General features: G+C 57.5%; 24 protein-coding genes. 19 read left to right on the top strand and 5 right to left on the bottom strand.

The window, feature by feature from the left end:
- Positions 1-2: 2 nt before the first annotated feature.
- Positions 3-1,178 (bottom strand): acyl-CoA dehydrogenase family protein, encoded by a 1,176-nt coding sequence (locus tag Q0932_RS16260; RefSeq protein ID WP_299355509.1) that lies wholly within the window; start codon positions 1,176-1,178, stop codon positions 3-5.
- 172 nt (positions 1,179-1,350) lie between these two features.
- Here Q0932_RS16260 and Q0932_RS16255 point away from each other — a divergent pair, with 172 nt between their 5' ends.
- From Q0932_RS16255 to Q0932_RS16220, 8 genes are all read left to right on the top strand, one after another.
- Positions 1,351-3,636 (top strand): bifunctional salicylyl-CoA 5-hydroxylase/oxidoreductase, encoded by a 2,286-nt coding sequence (locus Q0932_RS16255; protein ID WP_299355506.1) that lies wholly within the window; start codon positions 1,351-1,353, stop codon positions 3,634-3,636.
- Positions 3,633-4,367: an SDR family NAD(P)-dependent oxidoreductase gene (locus Q0932_RS16250; protein WP_299355503.1), complete on the top strand. Its 735-nt coding sequence runs from the start codon at positions 3,633-3,635 to the stop codon at positions 4,365-4,367. The genes Q0932_RS16255 and Q0932_RS16250 overlap by 4 nt, the downstream gene beginning before the upstream one ends.
- Positions 4,364-4,819: a MarR family transcriptional regulator gene (locus Q0932_RS16245; protein ID WP_299355500.1), complete on the top strand. Its 456-nt coding sequence runs from the start codon at positions 4,364-4,366 to the stop codon at positions 4,817-4,819. The genes Q0932_RS16250 and Q0932_RS16245 overlap by 4 nt, the downstream gene beginning before the upstream one ends.
- Before the next feature lie 140 nt (positions 4,820-4,959).
- On the top strand, positions 4,960-6,096 hold the full coding sequence (locus tag Q0932_RS16240) for an ABC transporter substrate-binding protein (protein WP_299355496.1): 1,137 nt from the start codon (positions 4,960-4,962) through the stop codon (positions 6,094-6,096).
- Between the two features lie 61 nt (positions 6,097-6,157).
- The gene (locus Q0932_RS16235; RefSeq protein ID WP_299355493.1) at positions 6,158-7,078 is read left to right on the top strand and encodes a branched-chain amino acid ABC transporter permease; all 921 of its coding nucleotides are present in this window, start codon (positions 6,158-6,160) and stop codon (positions 7,076-7,078) included.
- A 1-nt stretch (position 7,079) separates the two neighbouring features.
- A complete protein-coding gene (locus Q0932_RS16230) occupies positions 7,080-8,063 on the top strand; it encodes a branched-chain amino acid ABC transporter permease (RefSeq protein ID WP_299355490.1) in 984 nt (327 codons plus the stop codon).
- On the top strand, positions 8,056-8,811 hold the full coding sequence (locus Q0932_RS16225) for an ABC transporter ATP-binding protein (RefSeq protein ID WP_299355487.1): 756 nt from the start codon (positions 8,056-8,058) through the stop codon (positions 8,809-8,811). Before Q0932_RS16230 ends, Q0932_RS16225 begins: the two co-directional genes overlap by 8 nt.
- A complete protein-coding gene (locus tag Q0932_RS16220; RefSeq protein WP_299355484.1) occupies positions 8,808-9,497 on the top strand; it encodes an ABC transporter ATP-binding protein in 690 nt (229 codons plus the stop codon). The genes Q0932_RS16225 and Q0932_RS16220 overlap by 4 nt, the downstream gene beginning before the upstream one ends.
- A gap of 53 nt (positions 9,498-9,550) precedes the next feature.
- Here the strand turns inward: Q0932_RS16220 and Q0932_RS16215 are convergent, their stop codons facing one another.
- A complete protein-coding gene (locus Q0932_RS16215) occupies positions 9,551-10,132 on the bottom strand; it encodes a GNAT family N-acetyltransferase (RefSeq protein ID WP_299355481.1) in 582 nt (193 codons plus the stop codon).
- A 551-nt stretch (positions 10,133-10,683) separates the two neighbouring features.
- On the opposite strand from Q0932_RS16215, the gene Q0932_RS16210 reads away from it, so the two are divergent.
- From Q0932_RS16210 to Q0932_RS16200, 3 genes are all read left to right on the top strand, one after another.
- Positions 10,684-11,916 (top strand): DUF3179 domain-containing (seleno)protein, encoded by a 1,233-nt coding sequence (locus Q0932_RS16210; RefSeq protein ID WP_299355478.1) that lies wholly within the window; start codon positions 10,684-10,686, stop codon positions 11,914-11,916.
- Positions 11,917-12,036: 120 nt separating this feature from the next.
- Positions 12,037-12,573: a hypothetical protein gene (locus Q0932_RS16205; protein WP_299355475.1), complete on the top strand. Its 537-nt coding sequence runs from the start codon at positions 12,037-12,039 to the stop codon at positions 12,571-12,573.
- Positions 12,574-12,770: 197 nt separating this feature from the next.
- A complete protein-coding gene (locus tag Q0932_RS16200) occupies positions 12,771-13,589 on the top strand; it encodes a DUF2189 domain-containing protein (protein WP_299355472.1) in 819 nt (272 codons plus the stop codon).
- A 13-nt stretch (positions 13,590-13,602) separates the two neighbouring features.
- Here Q0932_RS16200 and Q0932_RS16195 read toward each other — a convergent pair whose 3' ends face one another.
- Both Q0932_RS16195 and Q0932_RS16190 read right to left on the bottom strand, forming a co-directional pair.
- The gene (locus Q0932_RS16195) at positions 13,603-13,974 is read right to left on the bottom strand and encodes a GFA family protein (RefSeq protein ID WP_299355469.1); all 372 of its coding nucleotides are present in this window, start codon (positions 13,972-13,974) and stop codon (positions 13,603-13,605) included.
- Positions 13,974-14,594: a TetR/AcrR family transcriptional regulator gene (locus Q0932_RS16190; RefSeq protein ID WP_299355466.1), complete on the bottom strand. Its 621-nt coding sequence runs from the start codon at positions 14,592-14,594 to the stop codon at positions 13,974-13,976. The genes Q0932_RS16195 and Q0932_RS16190 overlap by 1 nt, the downstream gene beginning before the upstream one ends.
- Positions 14,595-14,713: 119 nt before the next feature.
- Here Q0932_RS16190 and mbfA point away from each other — a divergent pair, with 119 nt between their 5' ends.
- The 8 genes from mbfA to Q0932_RS16150 all read left to right on the top strand — a co-directional run bounded on the left by mbfA (position 14,714) and on the right by Q0932_RS16150 (position 21,646).
- Complete coding sequence (gene mbfA / locus Q0932_RS16185) at positions 14,714-15,688, top strand: iron exporter MbfA (protein ID WP_299355464.1); 975 nt, start codon at positions 14,714-14,716, stop codon at positions 15,686-15,688.
- A gap of 41 nt (positions 15,689-15,729) precedes the next feature.
- Positions 15,730-16,659 (top strand): AEC family transporter, encoded by a 930-nt coding sequence (locus Q0932_RS16180; RefSeq protein ID WP_299355461.1) that lies wholly within the window; start codon positions 15,730-15,732, stop codon positions 16,657-16,659.
- Between the two features lie 79 nt (positions 16,660-16,738).
- Positions 16,739-17,572, top strand: a complete 834-nt coding sequence (gene fghA / locus Q0932_RS16175) for an S-formylglutathione hydrolase (RefSeq protein WP_299355458.1) — start codon at positions 16,739-16,741, stop codon at positions 17,570-17,572.
- Positions 17,573-17,575: 3 nt separating this feature from the next.
- Positions 17,576-18,028 carry a YaiI/YqxD family protein gene (locus tag Q0932_RS16170; RefSeq protein ID WP_299355455.1) on the top strand — a complete coding sequence of 151 codons (453 nt, stop codon included), beginning with the start codon at positions 17,576-17,578 and terminating at the stop codon, positions 18,026-18,028.
- Between the two features lie 150 nt (positions 18,029-18,178).
- A complete protein-coding gene (locus tag Q0932_RS16165) occupies positions 18,179-19,168 on the top strand; it encodes a DMT family transporter (RefSeq protein ID WP_366141423.1) in 990 nt (329 codons plus the stop codon).
- Between the two features lie 32 nt (positions 19,169-19,200).
- Positions 19,201-19,821 (top strand): HAD family phosphatase, encoded by a 621-nt coding sequence (locus Q0932_RS16160; RefSeq protein ID WP_299355452.1) that lies wholly within the window; start codon positions 19,201-19,203, stop codon positions 19,819-19,821.
- On the top strand, positions 19,818-20,729 hold the full coding sequence (locus tag Q0932_RS16155) for an ornithine cyclodeaminase (RefSeq protein WP_299355449.1): 912 nt from the start codon (positions 19,818-19,820) through the stop codon (positions 20,727-20,729). The genes Q0932_RS16160 and Q0932_RS16155 overlap by 4 nt, the downstream gene beginning before the upstream one ends.
- The gene (locus Q0932_RS16150) at positions 20,726-21,646 is read left to right on the top strand and encodes an alpha/beta hydrolase (protein WP_299355447.1); all 921 of its coding nucleotides are present in this window, start codon (positions 20,726-20,728) and stop codon (positions 21,644-21,646) included. Before Q0932_RS16155 ends, Q0932_RS16150 begins: the two co-directional genes overlap by 4 nt.
- Here Q0932_RS16150 and Q0932_RS16145 read toward each other — a convergent pair.
- Positions 21,643-22,878, bottom strand: coding sequence for an MFS transporter (locus tag Q0932_RS16145; RefSeq protein WP_299355444.1), 1,236 nt, complete (start codon positions 22,876-22,878; stop codon positions 21,643-21,645). The genes Q0932_RS16150 and Q0932_RS16145 overlap by 4 nt on opposite strands.
- Positions 22,879-22,926: the final 48 nt, after the last annotated feature.

Below are 22,926 nucleotides of genomic sequence, written 5' to 3'. Positions count from 1 at the left end.
GCTCACATCCGTTTTGCCACCTCATCCAGCATGACCTCGGTGGCACCACCGCCGATGGCCTGCACACGCGCATCCCGCGCCATGCGCTCGATAACCGTACCGGTCATAAAGCCGGTGCCTCCGTGGAATTGCAGGCAATCGTACATGACCTCATTCACCAATTCTCCGCATAGGGCTTTCAGCATCGACACCTCACGCACCAGATCTTCGCCACGCGCCATTCGGGAGGCTGTGGCGTATGTCATTTGACGCGCTGCCTCGACGCGCGTGGCCAAGCCAGCGAGCCGCTGGCGGATAACCTGTTTGTCCCAAAGCGGGGCGCCAAAAGCCTGGCGACCCTTAGCGTACGTTACCGTATGCTCGAGGGCCGCCTGCGCTTCACCCATTGCCATGGCCGCCAGCACCAGCCGCTCGTTCTGAAAATTCTTCATGATCTCGTAGAACCCGCGCCCCTCGGCACCCAGCACGTTGTCTTCGGGCACGACCACATCGACGAAACTCAGCTCTGCCGTGTCTGAGCTGCGCCAGCCATGTTTGTCCAGTTCCCGTGTGACCATGAACCCTTCGATGCCCTTCTCAAGGATGAACATCGTCACACCCTGACTGGCTGGTCCCGCGCTATCTGTTTTGGCGGCGACACAATACACATCAGCTAAAACACCGTTTGTTATAAATGCCTTAGCGCCATTTAGCATCCAGCCATTCGGAACTTTTCGCGCTGTTGTCCGGATGCCTTTGACGTCCGACCCAGCGCCGGGTTCGGTGATGCCGACTGCGGTGATGGTCTCACCAGAAATTACCCCCGGCATGAATCGCTCTTTCTGCGCATCCGTGCCTGCGTTGAAGATATGCACCGAGGCCATATCAGTATGGACCAGCGCCGTGATCGCCACCCCGGCATAGGTGCTTCGGCCAAGTTCTTCGGCCAGAACCACTGTGGCACGTACATCCATTTCTGCGCCGCCAAAGGACTCGGGATAGCGGATTCCGAAGAATCCCAGCGCTCCCATGCTGCGCAGCAATTCGCGAGGCGTTGCGCCGTCATGTTCCCATACGTCTCCGTATGGTTTGATTTCATTCTGCACGAAACGCCGTACTTGGGTACGCAGTATGTGATGATCTTCATCAAAGAAGAAGTCACTTGATGTGGTGGCGTCAAACCCCAGCGACTGGTCCATTGTTGTGCTCCCATTGTTTGCCTTGTCCGAGCGTGGCGAATAGCGAAATTCCGGTCAATGATTTTGCATATTTACTTCAAACTTGAAATTTTAAACTTGAAGCAAATTTCATTTCCGCCTAGCCTGAGTCGCGAAAAACTGCGCGATCGACCCGAAATACGGAGGATGTATCTTGAAGGTCATGTGTCTAGGGGGCGGCCCGGCGGGTCTCTATTTTGCCATCTCGATGAAGCTCCGCGATCCGGACCACGAGGTTGTTGTGCTCGAACGGAACCGCGCCAATGATACGTTCGGCTGGGGTGTCGTTTTGTCAGATGACGCACTGGAGCAGATGCAAGAGAACGATCCGCAAAGCACCGAGGCGATCCGCAGCAACTTTGCCTATTGGGACGACATTGCGGTGGAGCACAACGGTACGCGCACTGTATCGGGCGGTCATGGCTTTGCAGGAATTGGCCGCAAGGCGATGCTGATCCTGCTGCAACAACGCGCCCGCGAGTTGGGTGTCGATATGCGCTTTGAGACGGTGTTCAAAACCGCAGAGGAATATCGTAAGGACTATGACATCGTTGTGGGGTGTGATGGCATCAACTCGGCTGTGCGTGCGGAATACGAAGACACCTTCCGCCCAGACATCGATATGCGCGAATGCAAGTTCATCTGGCTTGGCACGCATCAGAAGTTCGACGACGCGTTCACCTTTATTTTTGAGAAAACATCGCACGGGTGGATGTGGGCGCACGTTTATCAATTCGACGATCAAACCGCGACCTTCATCGTCGAATGTCAGCAGGACACTTGGGACAACTGGGGTTTTGAGGACATGTCCAAAGAGGAAACGGTCGAGACCTGCCGCAAGGTCTTTGAGAAGTACCTTGATGGGCATGAGCTGATCTCGAACGCGGCGCACCTGCGTGGGTCGGCAGTGTGGATGAACTTCCCGCGGGTGATTTGTGAAACCTGGCACCATGAGAACGTCGTGCTGATGGGCGATGCAGCAGCCACGGGGCATTTTTCCATCGGTTCCGGCTCGCGGCTGGCCTTTGACAGCGCCATTGCGCTTGCCGAGTTCCTTCATTCTGAACCCACGATGACGCAGGCTTTTGAACGTTATCAGGAAGAGCGCCGCCTTGAGGTGCTGCGCCTGCAATCCGCCGCGCGAAATAGCCTTGAGTGGTTTGAGCGCGTGGAACGCTACCTCGACATGGATCCTGTCCAGTTCAACTATTCCCTTCTGACCCGCTCGCAAAGGATCAGCCATGAAAACCTGCGTCTGCGCGATTCTGAATGGCTGGGCAGTGCCGAAGATTGGTTTCAGGCGCAAGCCGGTGGCGAACCGGGCCGCGCCCCGATGTTTGCACCCTATAAGCTGCGCGAGATGACCCTGACCAACCGCGTCGTGGTCTCGCCCATGGCGCAGTATAAGTCCACTGATGGCGTCCCCGGAGACTGGCATTTCTCCCACTACGCCGAGCGCGCCAAAGGCGGGGCAGGGCTGGTCTATACCGAGATGACCTGTGTGTCGCCGACGGGCCGCATCACCCCCGGTTGCCCCGGCCTTTATGCGCCCGAGCACGAGGCGGGCTGGAAACGGCTGACCAATTTTGTGCACGCGGAAACACAAGCCAAGATTTGCTGCCAGATCGGTCATTCGGGTCGCAAAGGCTCGACCCAGTTGGGTTGGGAGGTCATGGATGCGCCTTTGAAAGAAGGTAATTGGGATCTAATTTCAGCCAGTGACATTCCTTGGTCGCCCAACAACGCCACACCGCGCCCGATGACCCGCGCCGATATGGACGAAGTGATCGCGCAATTCGTGGCCTCAGCCGAAATGGCCAACCGCGCCGGGTTCGACATGATCGAACTGCATGCCGCCCACGGCTATCTGATCTCGTCATTCATCTCGCCGAAATCCAACACGCGGGAGGACGAGTATGGCGGCTCCCTGGAAAACCGCCTGCGTTACCCGCTCGAGGTTTTCAATGCCATGCGCGCGGTCTGGCCTGCCGAGAAACCCATGTCGGTGCGGATCTCGGCCAACGACTGGGTGGGTGAGGATGGCGTCACTCCGGAAGAGGCGGTGCAGATCGCCAAGGCATTCAGCGACGCAGGCGCCGACATCATCGACGTCTCTGCCGGGCAGACGTCCATCGACGCAGATCCGGTCTATGGTCGCATGTTCCAAACGCCCTTCTCGGACCAGATCAAGAACGAGACTGGCATCGCGACGATGGCGGTTGGCAATATCTATGAAACCGATCACATCAACTCGATCCTGATGGCCGGCCGTGCGGATCTCGTGGCAATTGGCCGTCCGCATCTTGCCGATCCTTACTGGACCTTGCATGCTGCGGTCGAATTGGGCGACATGCAGGCCACCTGGCCCCTGCCATACGAGGCAGGCCGGGATCAGGCGCGGCGTTTGGCCGAGAAAGCACAGGAAGTTATCCGGGTATGAGCCTAAACAGCAAAAGCGTGTTGATCACCGGCGGCGGGTCGGGATTGGGGGCCGAGATGGCCCGCACCTTTGCCGCTGGCGGGGCCGATGTAACCATCGCGGGTCGCCGCGAAGAACCGCTGTTGCGGGTTGCGGATCAGGCCGGGTGCGCTTGGGTTGTAGCCGACATCACGGATGAGACGAGCGTGTCAAACATGTTCGCCACCGGCCCCTACGACATCGTGATCGCCAATGCCGGGGCTTCGACCAGTGCGCCCTTCAACCGCACCTCGCTGGCGGACTGGAGCGCCATGCTGGCGGTCAACCTCACTGGCACGTTTTTGACCCTGCGAGAGGGCCTCAACCAGATGCCCGCATGGGGCCGCCTGATAGCTGTGGCCTCGACCGCAGCCTTAAAGGGCTACGCCTATGTCGCGCCTTATGCGGCGGCCAAACATGGTGTGGTTGGTATGGTGAAGTCGCTCGCGCTCGAAGTGGCGCGCAGCGACGTGACCGTGAACGCCCTCTGCCCCGGTTTTCTTGATACCGAGATGACCGACCGCTCCGTGACAAATATCATGGAAAAAACCGGTAAGTCCCGCGACGACGCCATTGCTGCGCTCGCCGCAACGAACCCCCAAAAACGCCTGATCCAACCTTCTGAAGTCACCGCCGCCGCCCTCTGGCTCTGCGCGCCAGGCTCCGAAGGTATCAACGGTCAGGCCATTCCCATCGCCGGAGGTGAGGTATGAGCGACGCCGATCTGACCCGCCGCCGTCTTCGTGTCTGGCTGCGGCTCTTGCGCCTGACGCGCGGCACCGAAAATCACCTGCGCGAGTTCCTCCGTGTCAACCACGACACCACCCTGCCGCGCTTTGACGTGATGGCCGCACTGCACCGTCACGATGGCCCGATGAAGATGAGCGACCTTAGTCGCGCGCTTCTGGTATCCAACGGCAACGCGACCGCCGTGGTGGATCGGCTCGAGAAGGATGGGTTGGCCAAACGGGTCCAGTCCGAGACCGACCGGCGCGCCGTTCTGGTCACACTGACCACCGCTGGCCGCACCGAGTTCGAAGCTCAGGCCGAGGCCCATGCAACCGAAATCAACAAGCTCTTTGCAGGACTCGACGAAAGCGACCTCGACGCTCTGCGCGACATCATCTGGAAAATCGAAGGAGACGATCACGAAACATCCGCATGATCCGCCAATGGCTGGGGAGAGTCAGGATCACGCTGGATAGAAACGGATTTGAGATACACCACAAACCTCTGCACAAGAGCGCAAAAACATGTATCGATTATCCATAAATTAAGAAAAGTTGGTTCAACGGGAGGATACCAATGAAACTCAAATCACTTATTCTGGCCGCCTCAATGGGTCTGGCAGTTGCTGCTGCCCAGGCCGAAGGCGTCAAAGTTGGCATGATTACCACGCTTTCCGGCGGTGGTGCAGGCCTTGGCATCGACGTTCGCGATGGCTTTATGCTGGCTGTGAAGCAAGCGGGTCGTAGCGATCTGGAAGTCGTGATCGAAGACGATCAGCGCAAACCGGATATCGCCGTGCAACTGGCCGACAAGATGATCCAGTCCGAAAAGGTCGACGTGTTGACCGGCATCATCTGGTCGAACCTCGCAATGGCTGTTGTTCCGGCTGCAACCGCGCAGGGCAAATTCTATCTCTCGCCCAATGCCGGCCCATCGCCGCTTGCGGGCAAAGGTTGTCACAAAAACTACTTCAATGTTGCGTGGCAGAACGACAACCTGCACGAAGCAGCGGGCGGCTATGCCTCTGATGCGGGACACAAAAAAGCGTTCATTCTTGCGCCGAACTATCCCGCGGGCAAAGACGCACTAACCGGATTTAAACGCTTCTTCAAAGGTGAACTGGCGGGTGAAGTTTATACCAAGCTGGGTCAGACCGATTACGCCGCCGAGATCGCACAGATCCGTGCATCTGATGCGGACAGCGTGTTCTTCTTCCTGCCGGGTGGCATGGGGATTTCTTTCCTCAAGCAATATGCCGACAGCGGCGTGGACCTGCCCGTTGTGGGCCCGGCCTTCAGCTTTGATCAGGGCATCTTGCAAGCCGTTGGCGCGGCTGCACTGGGTGTGAAAAACACCTCGCAATGGTCCAAGGACCTCGGCAATGCCGCCAACAAAGCTTTTGTTGCGGATTTCCAGGCTGAATATGGCCGCCTGCCGTCGCTCTATGCCAGCCAGGGTTTTGACACAGCGAACCTTCTGATGTCCGCCATGGATGCGGCAGACGTCAACGATCAGGACGCCTTCCGTGCCGCATTGGAAGCCGCCAAGTTCGACTCGGTGCGCGGCGACTTTAAATTCGGTCCCAACCACCATCCCGTTCAGACGATCTATGTGCGTGAGGTCATCCAAGAGGGTGATGTCTTCACCAACAAGATCGTAGGCATTGGTCTAAAAAATCACTCAGACGCTTACGCGGCTGACTGCAAGATGTAACCAAACCCCGAACTCGTCCCGGTATTTGCCGGGGCGGGTGTAACGGGAACGGTGGGAAATCATGTCTACAATTCTGCTGATCGAGCAGACGCTGAACGGTCTTCAATTCGGCGTCATGCTCTTCCTTATGGCCGCAGGTCTGACTCTGATCTTTGGCGTGATGGGCCTGATCAATCTCGCCCATGGCTCGCTCTACATGATCGGCGCCTTTGCAGCGGCGGCTGTGGCGGCGGCCACTGGCTCGTTCATCCTCGCCTTGATCGGCAGCCTGATTGCGGCGGCTATCGCGGGTGTGATCGTCGAAATGACGGTGATCCGGCGGCTTTATGATCGCGACCACCTTGATCAGGTGCTTGCAACCTTTGCCCTGATCCTGATCTTTTCCGAAGGCACCCGCTGGGTCTTTGGCTCGTTTCCATTGTTCCTCGACAAACCCGCATGGCTTTCCGGTACCGTCATGCTGCCCTTTGGCATCGAGTATTCCCTTTACCGTCTGACCATCATCCTTATCGGCCTTGCCGTGGCGGGGGGTCTCTTCTGGATGATTGCCCGTACACGCATCGGCATCCAGATCCGCGCCGGTGAGAATGACCGCGAGATGATCGGAGCACTGGGCGTCAACATTTCCCGACTTTACACGTTGGTCTTTGCCCTCGGTGCGGCGCTGGCGGGCTTTGCCGGCGCCCTGATCGGAGCCATCCAGTCGGTGCAGGTCGGCATGGGTGAACCGGTTCTGATCCTAGCCTTTGTGGTGATCGTGATCGGCGGGATCGGCTCGATCAAGGGCGCGCTTGTGGGCGCAATACTCGTTGGCCTCACCGACACGCTCGGCCGCTTGCTCTTGCCGCAATTTTTCGGCCTCTTCATGGATGCTTCGGCGGCCACATCTGTCGGCTCGTCGCTCTCGTCCATGTTGATCTACATCTTGATGGCCGGAGTTCTGTTGTTCAAACCATCCGGTCTGTTTGGCGGAGGACACTGACATGAAACGCGAAACCATCCTCAACGCCGCCCTTCTGCTGATCCTTTTGGCGATCCCGCTCTGGGCGCAGTCCGCAGACGAGCCCTTTATCATCACTCTCACCACCCGCGCCGTGATTTTCGCGATTGCGGGCGTGGGCCTCAACTTTGCTTTGGGCTTCGGAGGCCTCGTCAGCTTTGGACATGCCGCGTTCTTCGGCATTGGCGGATATGCCATGGGCATCCTCGCCTATCATGCTCAGACCTACACGCCGCTTATGGAATGGCCCTTTGTTATCGAGGGTACCAAATCTATGCCGGTGATCTGGCTGGTCGCCATCATCACCTCGGCCATTGTTGCGGTGGCCCTTGGCGCACTGTCGCTCAGAACTTCCGGTGTCTACTTCATTATGATCACGCTGGCCTTTGCGCAGATGTTCTTTTTCTTCACCATCTCATGGCCGACCTATGGTGGCGAAGATGGGCTGTCGATCTACATCCGCAATGACTTTCCCGGTCTCAACACGATGGACCCGATCCAGTTCTACGCGATCTGCTACGTGATCCTTCTGTTGGTGCTGTTCTTCGTCTACCGCGCCGCCCATTCACCCTTTGGTCTGGCCCTCAGCGCCGCGCGTCAGAACGAAGACCGCATTCAGGCCATAGGGCAGGGACCCTACCGCCTCTATCTCACGGCATACGTCATCTCCGGCGCCATCACCGGTCTTGCCGGTGCGCTGTTCGCCGACCTCAACCGCTTTGTCAGCCCTACGATGTTCTCTTGGCAGACCTCGGGTGAGATCATGATTTTTGTGATTCTGGGCGGGGTGGGGCGGGTTTTTGGCCCGGTTGCAGGTGCGGCGCTGTTCATCCTGCTGGAACACCAACTCGGCGGTCTTTCAGAGTTCTGGCACATCTATCTCGGCGCAATCCTGCTGGGGGTGGTTCTGTTTGCCCGCGGCGGACTTTTTGGGTTTATCGCGGGACGGGAGGTGGCGCATGACTGACGCAATCCTTGATGTGTGCGGTATCTCGAAAAGCTTCGGGGCGCTGAAAGCCAGCGACAACATCACGCTCAACTTGAGGCCTGGTGAGATTCATGCCCTGATTGGTCCCAATGGGGCAGGTAAATCGACCCTTATCAAGCAGGTCGCAGGCGGTCTCACCCCCGACAGCGGCACGGTACATTTCGCGGGGCAGGACGTAACCCGCCTCAGCACCGCAGCCCGCGCGCAGCTTGGGATGGGGCGCACCTTTCAGATTTCGTCTCTGGCGATGGAGTTCACTGTTCTGCAAAACGTTGTCCTCGGTGCGCTGGGCCGTCGCGGTGATGTCTTTCGGTTCTTCAAACCGGTAATGAGAGACAAAGAGCTACTGCAACAGGCCCACACCGCGCTGGAACAGGTGGGTCTTGAGGATTTCCACGCCTTCCGCACCTCGGAACTCAGCCACGGCCAACGCCGCCAGCTTGAGGTCGCCGTGGCGCTCACGCTGGAACCTAAGGCGTTCCTGATGGATGAGCCTATGGCTGGCCTTGGCGCAGAAGGGACCGAACGTCTGACCGATTTCCTTGACGGCTTGCGCCACCGGGCCCCGATCCTATTGGTGGAACACGATATGGACGCGGTCTTTGCGCTGGCCGACCGTGTCAGCGTGTTGGTCTACGGCGAGATCATCGCGACCGGCAGCGTCGACGACATTCGTGGAAACCCCATCGTACGCACCGCCTATCTGGGCGAGGAGGACGCCGCATGAGTCTCTTGAAACTCTCGCATATCTCCGCCTTTTACGGCCCCTCGCAAGCGCTGTTCGACGTGCATCTCTCACTGGAAGAAGGGCAAGTACTGGCGCTCATGGGCCGCAACGGCATGGGCAAATCCACGACCGTCAAGGTGATCTGCCGGATGTTAAAAAACCGGGGTGGGTCTATCATGTTTGATGGTCGTGACATGGCCCGGCTCAAATCCTTTCAGGCCGCAAAATCCGGCATTGGCTTGGTGCCGGAAGGGCGCCGCTGCTTTTCAAATCTCACCGTGCACGAAAACCTCATCGCTGCCTCGCGCCCGGGTGAGTGGGACTTTGCCGCCGTTGCACGCCTGTTCCCACGCCTCGAAGAGCGCCGCGACCAGCTGGCTGCGTCGCTTTCGGGTGGTGAACAGCAGATGCTCGCCGTTGGCCGCGCCCTGATGACCAACCCACGCTTGTTGATCCTTGACGAAGCCACCGAGGGCCTCGCCCCGGTGGTGCGTCAGGAAATCTGGGCCGCCATTGCCAGGCTCAAGGCGGAAACCGGCATGGCCATTCTGGTGATCGACAAGTCGCTGAAAGAACTCGGTACTGTCGCTGACACTGCGGTGATCGTCGAAAAGGGTGTTTCGGTCTGGCATGGCGATTTTGGTGACCTGACGCCTGAAGTGACGGACAAGTACCTCGGGGTCTGATTGCAGTGTCCTGCCGTGCTTACCGAAGCCCAAACGCCACTGCGATTAAAGAGTTAATCGAGGTCCTTCACCATCAGCACGGCTTCTGTCGGCGCCTCGCCAAAGTCAGACAGGTCGAACGGTCGCCGTGCGCGCTCGGCGTAACCAGCCCGCTGATAAACGCTTATGGCCTTCTCGTTGGTGGCGGCAACGATCAGCGCGAGACCTGGGCAAGAACCTTCTCGTGCCTGCTCCTCAGCTTTGTTCAGCAGGGCAGCGCCCACACCTTGCCTTCGTCCTTCAGGTATTGAGGCCATGAAATTGATGTACCAATGACCCGGAACGAGCTGAGCGAGTTCCTCGACACAGACAAATGCTTCGGGAACGTCAGGCGCGACGGGCTGCGGAGTGGTCGGAAGCACGTAGCCGATCAGCCCACCCAAAGCTACGCCACCGCGTTCGGCGATGAACCCATTCCGATAGCTGAATTCACCGTCCTCTGCGGTTACCATTGCATGCCCCACGTCGATGCCGTCCATGTCCGGAGTGGCCATCTCAGCCCAGAGCGTGGGCACCACTCCGTCACTTGCCATGTCAACGACGCGCACAAGCAAGGGTGCATCGTCCAGCGTCGCATTTCGGATCTTTAGTGTCATGGGGCGGCTCCTAAATATGTCTCTGTCGCGCTATACGAATAAGGTCTTTCAAACCCACACTGGCGGATTTCCGGAAGGGTGTTTTCCCTTCCATGCAGACGGCTTTGTGTTCAACACAACCTGCCACTTGCAATTATTCCGGGGAAATCTCGGGTCGCGTTGATCAGGATCAATCCTCGCCCAAATCAAATTGAAGTGTCATAGCCGAAGTCCGTGGCGCTGCTGAAAAACGGCAGTTTCAGCCGTCAGCGACTGACAGCGCTCAACGCCTCTATTAACGTGCGGAGTGACCGAGGCCTTCAGCCTTTCGCACATTGCAAAGGCCCGGACCGCCGCCCTTGATCATGCATGCGCTGAAGGGCCAAGTCTGTCGACGTCATAGCCCTTTCTGACCCGACATCACATGTCGACACGCTGTTCGGACCCCATATACTTGTTAGGACCGGGGTAACGCGGATCTGCCTGAAACCCATTGCGCCTCACAGACGCTCTGCCATTATAGGCCTGCCCAACCCGGACCATTTGAACATCGCAATTGAAAGGCCCACCCTATGCTCGGCAATCTCCTGTTTTACGCTGGTCTCTTGGTGTCCTTCAGCATCGGACTTGTCTATTTCCGCGACCTAGGAGACATCTCGCAAATGGTCATCAAGACCAAACGCGAGAGCACAGTTCGGTTTATGAAACATGAGTACAAACTTGTGGGCACCGGGCTTTCTGCGACACTTGCCATGATCGTTGGGTACGTGCTGGGGGGTGGGGTCGGTTGGCTATTCTGGGTTGCCCTTGTGCTAACGGTGTTCTTTTTTGCCTTCACCTGGGTGTGGGTGCACGTCGGCCTGCGCAACCAGAAAGACAAGGCACAGTATTACCCCATCGACGTCGCCCGTGATTACATCAACCCTTCGGCCAGCGTCATGGTGGTGGTGAACAACGGCCACGCCCGCGCCCATTCTGATGCACAGATGATGCGCCCGCACCTTGCCGGCAACGAACAGGGTCTTGGCGGCGAAGATGTCATCATGACCTACTGCGCGATGGCGAACCTTGGTGTCGGCTATACACCCTCTATCGACGGTCAAAAACTGAACCTCGAAGTGCTTGCCCAACACGGCAACAACCTGATTCTGCGCGACAACAATACCGGCGAGGCCATCCAGCACATCTATGGCTTCAAGGACAAGGACGCTGACTCCTCTGCCGAGGGTGTGACCTGTCCCCTGCGCCCCGCACTCGCCATGAAGCCATGGCCCACTTTCCGCATGTCCTTCCGCGCTTTCCAAAAGGCCTATCCAGAGGGCGAAGTCTTCATCAATATGCCGCCCAAGAACATCGCCTTGCGGCTGTTTGACATGGTGATGGGCATCGTCTTTGGCTGGGGGATCGAACGTCAGCACCACGAGGCCGCGCCGGTGATGGACAATATGACTCACTCTGACGACCGCCTGCCCAACAAGACCTATGTCTGGGGTGTGACTGTGGGCAATGACGCTGTCTGCTGGACCGATGATTTCGTGATCGAGAACGACAATCTTGTGAATGCCACCGTCGGCGGCCGCGACGTGGTGGTCAGCTACGATCCCAAGTTCGAAAGCCTCGGGGTCTGGTACAATGACAGCGGCAAACCTGTGGCAACCTGCGACTTCTGGGGCAACAGCGACCAAGGGCAACTAACCCGTGTCGAAAGCTTGCGTGCCGGTCTCTTCTGGCATGTCTGGGTCGAGTTTTTCCCGACCACCGATATCAATCGGGCAGGGAAGGCCACTCAGGAAGAGGTTGCGTAGCCGCCTGCAACACCGCGATAGACCAAACGCGGATCATCCCTTACCGTTGTAGCCAAACCCCGCACCCAGGCGCCGTTTCAAGCGCTGGCCCGCAACGTATCGACAGAGGAAGCATATCCTATGATTAGTCTGAAACCCGTTCGAACACTTCTTTCCGGCGCTGCCGCTGCCGCCATGATCTGCGCGGCCTCAGTGACTTATGCCGCTGATGAAAGCATCCTGCCGACCACAGGCGATACCGTGGAAACATATTGGAGCGCCAAGTACTGGACGGTTTTCAAGAATACCACGAGACAGTCTTGCTTTATTGAGTGGCGCGGTGAGACCAGTGCCGTGCAGGCCGGTTTGACCAAGGCGCAGGATGCCGGGTATCTCGGTGCTTTCCTGAAGGATGTTGAGTTTCCCGAGGGCGAGCGCGAAGTCACCATTGTTTTGAACGGCAACCTTTATGTCGGCAATGCAACCACCGTGTCACAGTCACTGTCCGGCGGGTTCAGTGGCGCCTATATCGTCGTTAGCAACCCACGATTCATCGCCGATCTCGAAGAAGCTCGAGAGTTCGTCGCCTTTCAGGACACGCCCAACACCGTCACGGTGAGCCTTAAAACCCCGAAAAACGCCATTGATCGCGCCCGCATTTGCATGGACAGTTTCTGATCAGCCAAGGCACCTTTCTCTAAACTGCAACAGGCGCCAGCAGCGCGCCTGACCTGCCGTATTGGGCTATCCACCTCTCCCCTTGCCCCAATGCCGCGGCTAAGGCACACTTGTGCATGGGGCAGGGATGTCCGTTTCACTGTTGGATCCGCAAGCCAAGCGGCCAGCAGGGCGTCATGCTCCGGGAGGAGTACGCCATGACACCCAACAGCCAAGGTTCCGCATCACCGGACAATTTGACACCCCAACCGCCTGCCATGCCCGAGATTAACACGGTCACGGCGGCGGATATCAGTGCGTCCCTGAAGGCCGGGTTTTCCGACTTTCTTGCCCGCCCGGTGATGAGCGGCTTTTTCGGACTGTTCTATGCGGTGTTTGGCATTCTTTTGGTCTGGGGCCTGGTCTGGCTGGGCAAGATCTGGATGATCATCCCTGCCGTTGTCGGTTTTCCGCTGGTGGCACCATTTGCCGCCGCCGGGCTTTATGAAATGTCCCGCCGGATGCAAAAGGACGAGCCCTTTGGCTGGCCTGACATTCTCACCGTCATGGCAGATCAACGCAAACGCGAGATGGGCTGGATGGCCTTTGTCACGCTGTTCATATTCTGGGTGTGGATGTATCAGATTCGCTTGTGGCTGGTGATCACACTTCAGAACGCCTCATTCTCGGATTTCAACGGGTTTCTGAACGCCGTGCTCTATACACCTCAGGGTTGGACCTTTCTTGCGATTGGCACCTGCGCGGGCGCAATCCTGTCGGCGGTGCTGTTCGCGGTGACCGTTGTCGCCATGCCCATGTTGCTGGATCGCGAGACCAATTTCGTCTCAGCCATGCTGACTTCCATTCAGGTGGTCAAAGAGAACCCTGTGGTCATGTTGGGCTGGGCGGCGATCATCTCGGTCACCGTACTGCTGTCAATGGTGCCTGCGTTTTTGGGTTTGGTGTTCACCCTGCCGATCCTCGGTCACACCACATGGCATCTCTACCAGCGGGCTGTGACGCCGGCAGAAGGCTAGTCTAGAGGATCTCTCAGTCTCGGTCTGCCTCAAAAGACTCTACGTCGTCAAACGTTGGCAGCCAACGCTCGCGCCGCCGTATCCAAAGCTCATAGTCCGGTTGAAATTGGTCTGCATCATCCAAGGCACCCAGGTGCAGTTCCACCTCATCGCCACTCACCGCAAAGACCGACGACCCGCAGGTGGGGCAGAAGTGCCGCCCTTCATAGCTCGCAGTTTCACCGGTTACCGTGACGGCCTCGCGAGGATAAATCGCGGCGGCATAAAACACCGCACCGTGATGCTTGCGGCAGTTCTTGCAGTGGCAAATCCCCACGCGATCCGGCGTGCCTTTGGCTTCAAACCGCACCTTGCCGCAGAGACATCCGCCACTCATCCGTTGCATCAGCTTTTGCCGTAACGGGCCATAAAGGTCGCCACGGCTTCGGCAACGACCAGATCGATCTCTTTCTTGGAAAACTCAGTATCCACACAGAACACTGACCGCATATAGACGTCCGACTTAACCAGTTCCTGGAACTGGGCGGCGGCCATTTGTGGATCCTCGATCTCAAGCTCGCCCCGCACACAAGCGCAGCCCAGAAACTCGGCGAGATGTCGTCGCCCCATGGCCGGGCCAGCTTCGTAAAAATGCTGGCCCAGTTCTGGAAACCGGTCAGCCTCGGCTACGCAGATGCGGAACATCTTCAAACCGAACTCGGACAGGATCAACTTCAGAACCCCATGTGCCACCATTTCAAGCACGCGCTCTACAGGGGCTTCCTGATCGATCTCTTGCAACATGCTGTCGGCGTGGCGTTCGCATTGCATGCGAGCCATCTCCATGAACATCCCGCGCTTGTCAGGGAAATAGCTGTAAAGCGTAGCCTTGGACACGCCCGAAGCCCGTGCAATGTCGTCGACGCTGGCACCTTCGAACCCATCCCGCAAAAAGACTTCGCGGGCGCCATCAAGCACCTGATCGTATTTTCGCCCTTTGCGAATGGCTGGTCGTTGCGTGTTCATCCGCGCCTCAACTGTATTGAAACTCGAATATAAACCGTTCAGTTTAGTTTTCACAAGACAAGGTGCTTGCGGTGGCGGCGTGACGTGATAATTTAGAATCATTCTAATAAGAGGCTCCCATGCGTTTCTTTTCCCAACGCCGCCAGTTTCGCGACTTGTCCGAGCAAGAGGTGATCGCGCTGGCAATATCCTCGGAAGAGGATGATGCCCGCATCTATCGTAGTTACGCGGCCAGTCTGCGCGACGAATTTCCGGCAACCGCCAGCGTATTTGATGGCATGGCCGTGGAAGAAGATGACCATCGCGCGCGCCTGATTGCTCTGCATGAATCGCGGTTTGGGCCAACCATCCCCCTGATCCGCCGCGAGCACGTGGCCGGGTTCTACGCCCGTCGCCCGATCTGGCTAATCCAGAACCTCGGGATCGAGCGCATCCGAACCGAGGCTGCGGCCATGGAACGGGATGCCGAACGTTTCTACATCGCCGCCGCCGCAAGGTCGCAAGATAGCGCAACCCGCAAGCTGCTGGGTGATCTGGCCGCGGCCGAAGCGGGTCACCAGACGGCGGCGCATTCGCTCGAGCAAACACATCTGGATGATGACACGCGCGCCTCAGAAGATGACATGTCCAAGCGTCAGTTTATCCTGACCTGGGTTCAACCTGGTCTTGCCGGGCTGATGGATGGCTCCGTGTCCACCCTTGCACCGATCTTTGCCACGGCATTTGCCACGCAGGACACCTGGACCACGTTTCTTGTCGGACTTGCGGCCTCGGTCGGGGCGGGCATCTCGATGGGCTTTACCGAGGCTGCGTCGGACGATGGCGAACTGTCTGGACGTGGCTCGCCGATCAAACGTGGTTTTGCCTCAGGCATCATGACCACGGTTGGGGGTCTGGGGCATGCATTGCCCTATCTGATCGCCGATTTCTGGACAGCGACGACTGTTGCCATACTGGTGGTGTTTATCGAGCTTTGGGCCATTGCGTGGATCCAGAACCGCTTTATGCAGACGCCGTTTTTCCGCGCGGCCTTCCAGGTTGTTCTGGGGGGCGCGCTGGTCTTTGCCGCTGGTGTTCTGATCGGCAGCGGGTAGAGCCACTAGGCGACCCGCGTTCAAGCTGCTAACAGAGTCTCATGCTGGCGATCTTCCTCAAAACCCTGCCCTTTTTTGCGCTGATTGGCGTTGGCTATTGGGCTGGCCGTACGCGGTTTTTCACTGAAGAAGCCACCGCCTATCTGACCAAATTCGTCTTCTATTTTGCGCTTTCGGCGATGCTGTTCCGGTTTTCAGCCAACTTGTCTTTGGCAGAGGTTTTGGATTGGCCGCTTGTCTGGGCCTATCTTTGGGGTACGGCTGCGGCCTATGGGGTTGCCTCAGTGGTCGGGTATCTGCGCGGACTGGATGTGCCCACGGTCGCAGTCGAGGCCCAGTGTGGCGCGATTGGCAACACCGGCTTTCTGGGCGTTCCGATGCTGGCCCTTTTGATGGGGGAACAGGCCATCGGGCCAGTCATGTTGGTTCTGGCGGTTGACCTGATCGTGTTTTCCAGCCTGATCGTCATTCTGATAACTGGCGCCCGCGAGGGCCGGATGAGCCTTGGCATCTTTAAGACATTGGGTTTGGGTTTGCTCAAAAATCCGATGATTGTTGCGATCTCAAGCGGTCTGATCTGGTCGGCTCTGGAAATTCCCATTCCCGCCCCAACTAACGAATTTCTGGCCATTCTGGGCGGCGCAGCCACACCTGGAGCCCTGTTCGCCATTGGCGCCTCACTGGCGTCCAAATCTGCCGAGCGCATTTCCGTAGCGCTGTGGTTGTCCTTTTGCAAACTTGGTTTACATCCCCTCTTTGTGGCGATCGCGGCGATCTACTTGTTTCCTGTCGACCCCTATTCTGCCGGTGTGATCGTTGCTGCAGCTGCGCTGCCCGTTGCGGGAAATGTGTATATTCTGGCGCAACACTATGGGGTGGCACCCCATAGGGTTTCGGCGTCGATCTTGTTTTCAACAACCATAAGCGTCGCGACCGTTCCAGCCGTGATTGCCTGGGTCACAGCGCTTTAATCGCGCCAAGAACGCGGTTTTCCTTGTCCCGCCCCCCGCGCCTGCGTTAGCCATGTTGAGTGCAATACTGGAGGGCGCGATGGAAACCATTTCTGAGAACAAGGCCTTTGGCGGCGTGCAAGGGGTGTATTCGCACCAATCGCAAACCTGCCGTTGTGAAATGACATTTGGTCTGTTCATGCCGGAAGAGGCCCGTGATGGCCCGGTTCCGGTCTTGTGGTATCTGTCTGGCCTGACCTGCACCCATGAAAACGCAATGGTCAAAGCCGGCGCGCAAGCCTGGGCTGCCGAGCAAGGCATTGCTTTGGTGTTCCCCGACACCAGTCCACGCGGCGATGGTGTTGCCGATGACGACGCCTATGACCTTGGCCAGGGCGCGGGGTTCTATGTGAACGCCACGCAAAAACCTTGGGCGCCACACTTCCAGATGTGGGATTACATCGCCGAAGACCTGCCCTCTATGCTACAGGAAAACTTTGCGCTCGATATGTCCCGTCAGGCCATTACCGGTCACTCAATGGGCGGCCACGGAGCATTAACTCTGGCGATGTCACTGCCCGGACGTTTCCGGTCTGTGTCAGCCTTTGCGCCGATCTGTAACCCGACGGGCGCGGATTGGGGCCGCAAACAGCTTCAGGCCTACCTGGGTGACGACTCCGGCCAATGGGCGACGCACGACGCCTCGCTTTTGATGATTGAAAAGGGCTTTAATGGGCCTGTTCTCGTGGATCAGGGCGCCGACGACCAGTTTATCGACCTGCTGCGCCCAGAGGCATTGGCAGGCGCGGCCGCCACGCGACGCCAGCACATGATCCACCGCATGCAACCGGGATACGATCACAGCTATTTCTTTGTCTCAACCTTCATGGAAGATCACGTGAGTTTCCATGCCGAGGCGCTTTACGCGGACTGACACATGCCCCGGATTTTTGTTGATGCCGACGCATGCCCGGTCAAGGCCGAGGTCGAGCGTGTTGGCACCCGCCACAAGGCGCAGATGTTCATCGTCAGCAACGGCGGCTTGCGCCCGTCGGCCAATCCTTTGGTTGAGAATGTAATCGTGCCCGAAGGGCCGGATGTGGCGGACATGTGGATCGCCGATAGGGCTGGGACCGGGGATGTCGTCATCACCGGAGATATCCCTCTTGCCGCCAAATGTGTCGAAGCCGGAGCGCGCGTTCTCAAACACAACGGTGAGGCCTTAACGGCGGCCAACATCGGCAACGTTCTGGCGACCCGTGATCTGATGGCCGATCTGCGCTCTGCCGATCCGTTTCGTCAAGGCGGTGGGAAGGCGTTTTCCAAGTCCGACCGGTCGCGGTTTCTCGACGCGCTGGAGCGCGAACTTCGAGTCGCCAAATCGGCCTGATCTGACGCGCGGTCTGACGGGCTTTGGTCGCGAATTATTATGTACAAAGCGCACCATCCCCGATCTGAATGTGGTACCACCGGTAAAAAACACCGCCCGGACACCCTTTGCGACGCTGTTGTCGTGAACGGGCCAGACCTAGGATCGCGGTTGTTTTCAACTGTGCACATGTTCTCTAAATCCACCCTGTCACCCGGCATGCTCGGCGCCATTTCCGCGCTTGTTGCGACGTTCTTTTTTTCGCTAAACGACTCGTCGATCAAGTTCCTGTCTTCGGGATATGCACTGCATCAGATCGTACTGATCCGGTCCATTGTTGCACTTGTGTTGCTGATGGTCGTGATCGTGCCCTTGGACGGAGGCTTTAAAGTCTTGCGGACTCAGCGGTTGGGCATGCATCTAATCCGCGGATTTTGCGTGGTTTTTGCCAACATTACCTTCTTCCTTGGGCTCTCGGTCCTACCGCTTGCTGATGCGGTCGCGGTATTCTTTATCTCTCCGTTGATCATCACGGCGCTGTCGGTGCTGATCCTGAGGGAACAGGTTGGGCCGCGTCGTTGGATGGCTGTTTTTGCGGGGCTGATCGGCGTGCTCATCATGGTTCGCCCCGGCACCGAGGACTTTCGCATTGCGCTCTTTCTGCCGATGATCGCAGCCTTTGCCTATGCGTTTCTACACATCCTGACTCGCAAGATCGGTGGCACTGAAAGTGCGGCAACCATGTCTGTCTATATCCAGATAACTTTTATTGTTGTCAGCGGGTTAGTCGGCCTGTCTCTTGGTCACGGTCAATATGTTGGCCAAGGTGATCCGATGTTTGACTTCCTTCTACGCGGTTGGGCCTGGCCAGCTGAACCCCGCGATTGGGGTATTCTATTTCTTCTCGGGATCACCAGTGCATTGGGCGGTTTCTTTATCTCGCAAGCCTATCGACTGGCCGAGGCCAGCGTCATCGCTCCGCTGGAATACACCGCCATGCCAATTGCCATCTTCTTTGGTGTCGTGATTTTCGGGGAGTGGCCCGAGCCGCTTTCGTGGTTGGGTATGTCGCTGATTATCGGCGCCGGGCTTTTCATTTTCTGGCGTGAAAGCCTGCAAGGGCGCAGCAAAGGGGTGGCGCGGCCACGCACCCGTCGGTAGGTTCGCAATGACCCAAACTGTGCGAGGCGGGAATGACCATCGAGGCGGTGATTTTTGATATCGGCAATGTGCTGATCGAGTGGCAACCAGAAACGTTTTATGACCGCGTCATCGGGCATGCGCGACGCAAAGCCTTTTTCGACGAAGTGCCACTACATGAAGAGCATCAAAAGGTGGATGAGGGTGAATCCCTAAAGGACGTTATGTATTCCTTGGCAAATGCCCATCCAAAATGGCGCGATGAAATCCTAATGTGGCATGACAACTGGGACGACTTGGCCGCACCCGCAATTCCCCACTCTGTACGCTTGTTAGAAGCGCTCGTGCGGAAAGAGGTGCCTGTCTTCACGCTTACGAATTTTGGCCACGATAACTTTCCGCGTTCGCAGAATGCCTTTCCATTCCTCAAACTGTTCGACCGGGAGTATGTATCCGGTCGCTTGAAACTCATCAAACCCGATCCAGCCATCTACGCACATGTTGAAACTGACTGCGGAATACCGCCTCAGCGCTTGCTATTTGCCGATGATCGCGCTGAAAATGTGGCGGCAGCTTCGGACCGAGGCTGGAAGACTCATTTGTTTGACGGGCCACAAGGCTGGGCGGCCCGGTTGGTGGCCGAAGGGCTCCTATCCGAAGAGGATGCAAGATGACCACGATTATCGATTTCGAGGCTGGGGAAAAAGATCTCGACTGGCTTGGCCTCACGGACGCGATTGAGGCGGGCCACAAGCTGCCCAAAGCCGAGATTTCAGACAGCTTGCTCTACCGCGGAAAAGACACGCTTTTACAGCGTCAGGCATGGATTGATGGTCTTGGAATCGCAGTGAAATCTGCCACGATCTATCCGGATAACCCGGCAAAGGATTTACCGCTGATACATGGGGCCGTGACGTTGTTCGACGATGCCACCGGTATTCTCTCAGCCCTAATTGATTTCCATCTTGTGACCAAATGGAAAACCGCTGGCGACAGCCTTTTGGCGGCCCGCAAACTGGCGCGACCAGACAGCCGCAAAATTCTGATCGTCGGGGCTGGTACCGTCGGGCGGAACCTGCAAGCCGCTTACAAAACAGCCTTCCCGCAAGCCAGTTTCACCGTCTGGAACCGAACCATTTCGAACGCTGAAAAGATGGCCTCCGAGATCGAAGGCCTGTCTGTGGCCACGGACTTGGAGACTGCGGTCGGCGAAGCAGACATCGTCACCTCGGCCACGATGTCCACGGAACCCTTTTTGCGCGGTGATTGGTTCCAGCCAGGGCAGCACATTGATCTGATCGGCGCATACCGTCCGGACATGCGCGAAACCGACGACACGGCATTGCGACGCGCGCGTTTGTTTGCTGACAGTTACGCGACCACCGTGGATCATATCGGCGAGTACAAAACACCGATCGCGAACGGTGTGATTTCAAAAGAGGATGTGCTGGCGGACTATTATTCAATCGACAAGTTTCAGCGCACATCAGACGATGAAATCACGCTGTTTAAGAACGGTGGCGGCGCGCATCTGGATCTGATGACCAGCACCTATATTCTCAACCGTTTTCAGGCAGAATGACCTTTTGGGCCTATGCTCTTGGCGCCGCAGCCGCACTCCCGGTGATCCGGGAAGTCGTCCGCAAACCGGTGTCTCAAAGGCAACCGGTCGATCCAGAAGGCAAGTTCGCAGAACTGTCGGATGGGCGGATCTATTACAGATGGCATGGCCCTAAGGATGGCCCGATCGCAGTCTGCGTTCATGGGCTGACCACACCGTCCTTTGTTTGGGACGGATTGATCCCTCTGCTGGTTGCCCAAGGGTTTCGAGTTCTGAGTTTCGATCTTTATGGGCGTGGCTTGTCTGATCGACCAAGGGGCCGGCAGACGTCAGCCTTCTTCACATCCATGCTGTCACAGATTTTGCGCGACCAAGAAATCGAAGGCAAAGTGACATTGTTTGGCAACTCAATGGGGTCGGCAGTCGCAACCTGCTTTGCCGCCCAACACCCTGACCGCGTACGTCAATTGGTTCTGTGTGTGCCTGCAGGCATGGGGCATGATCTGGGTCTGAGTGCGCGGCTCACCAAATCTGTTCCTCTGATTGGCGACTGGTTGTTTCACATGAATTATCCGCGGGTTCTGCGCAGGGGGATCGAGGCTGAACGCGGCTTGTCATCAACCGTGCCGGGCATCGTGGATCGCCAATTGGACGAACTGCGCTGGCGGGGGTATTTACGTTCGATTTTGTCCAGTATTCGCGGTGTTTTGGCCTCTCCGTTGAAAGAAGATCACCGCAGTCTGTGCGATTTTAAGCTGCCTGTTCTGGCAATTTGGGGGGGGACTGATGATGTCATTTCGATCTCGTGCAAAGATCGTCTGGCGCAGTGGAACCCAATGGCCCAGCACATCTTGATTCCAGAGGCCGGTCATGGGCTGATCTACACGCATACCAATGCAATGTGGGACGTGCTGTCACCAAAGCTTTTGATGGACTAGGCGGTTGCGCCCACCAGCGGTTTTTCACGGATCGGCAGGTGTACGATGGCGCTGAAGGCACCAACGCCCACACCGATCCACCAGACCACCGTGTAATCGCCAAAGGCGTCATACATGCGCCCGCCCAGCCAAACGCCGAGGAAGCTGCCCAACTGGTGGCTGAAAAACACGATGCCATAAAGCGTGCCCATGTAGCGCAGCCCGTAAATATAGGCGACCAAGCCGCTGGTCAGTGGCACTGTGGCCAGCCAGAGTGACCCCATTGCCACCGAGAAGATGACGACACTGGTCGGCGTGATCGGCATCAGGATAAAGCCCGCGCCAATGATGGTTCTGAGCGTATAGATGCCAGCCAAGAGATATTTCTTGGAGTATCGTTTGCCCAGCCAACCGGCGAACAGAGTGCCCGCGATATTTGCCAAACCAATCAGCGAGATCGCAATCGCCCCCAGTTGCGAGGTTGTTGTGACTCCGATTGAGGCAAGAATGCCCGAAGGGTCAACCGCCGCGCACATCTCGGTGATCATGGCCGGGAAATGGGCGGTGACAAACGAGAGTTGATAGCCACATGAAAAGAACCCGAGGAAAATCAAGGTATAAGATGGATCACGAAATGCCCGCCGCAGGATGGTGCCCATGCTTTCCTCAAGCTCGGACTTTGTTGCAGCAGGCGCGCGCATGGCAGGTAGCAGCAAAAGCGTTGCAAGGATCGCTGCCGCGAACACCACAAAGGTTGTCTGCCAGCTTACCATGCTCAGCATCCATTCAGCCACCGGTGGCCCAACAACCTGACCACCAGAACCCGCCGCTGTGACGATTGCCAGCGACATTGAGCGGTTCTCGTCCGAACTCGCGCGGCCCACGACAGCGAGGATCACGCCAAACCCGGTCCCCGCAATGCCAAAGCCAACGAGAATTTCGTAAAACTGATGGGCCTCGGGCGTAACCGCAAACGAGGACAGCACGAGCCCCGCAGCATAAACCAAAGCGCCCAGGACAATTGCGCGCCTGTCCCCGATCTTTTCTGCAATCGCCCCAAAGATCGGCTGACCAATCCCCCAAGCGAGGTTCTGAATGGCAATCGCCATAGAAAACTCAGCGCGCAGCCACCCAAATTCTTCTGCGATCGGAATCTGAAACACGCCAAAGCTGGCCCGGATCGCAAAAGATACCAAGATGATTGCACAACCGACGATTAACACCGGCGTAAAGAGGGGCGTGCGCGCTTGCATAAAGCTCTCCTGTCTCGCAAATGGCAGAATGATCCTGGGTACGTGCCG

It is taken from the genome of uncultured Shimia sp. (assembly GCF_947498095.1).
GTDB lineage: Bacteria > Pseudomonadota > Alphaproteobacteria > Rhodobacterales > Rhodobacteraceae > Shimia.
Note: the sequence above shows the minus strand (reverse complement) of the source record. Positions and strands in the feature narration are given on the sequence as shown.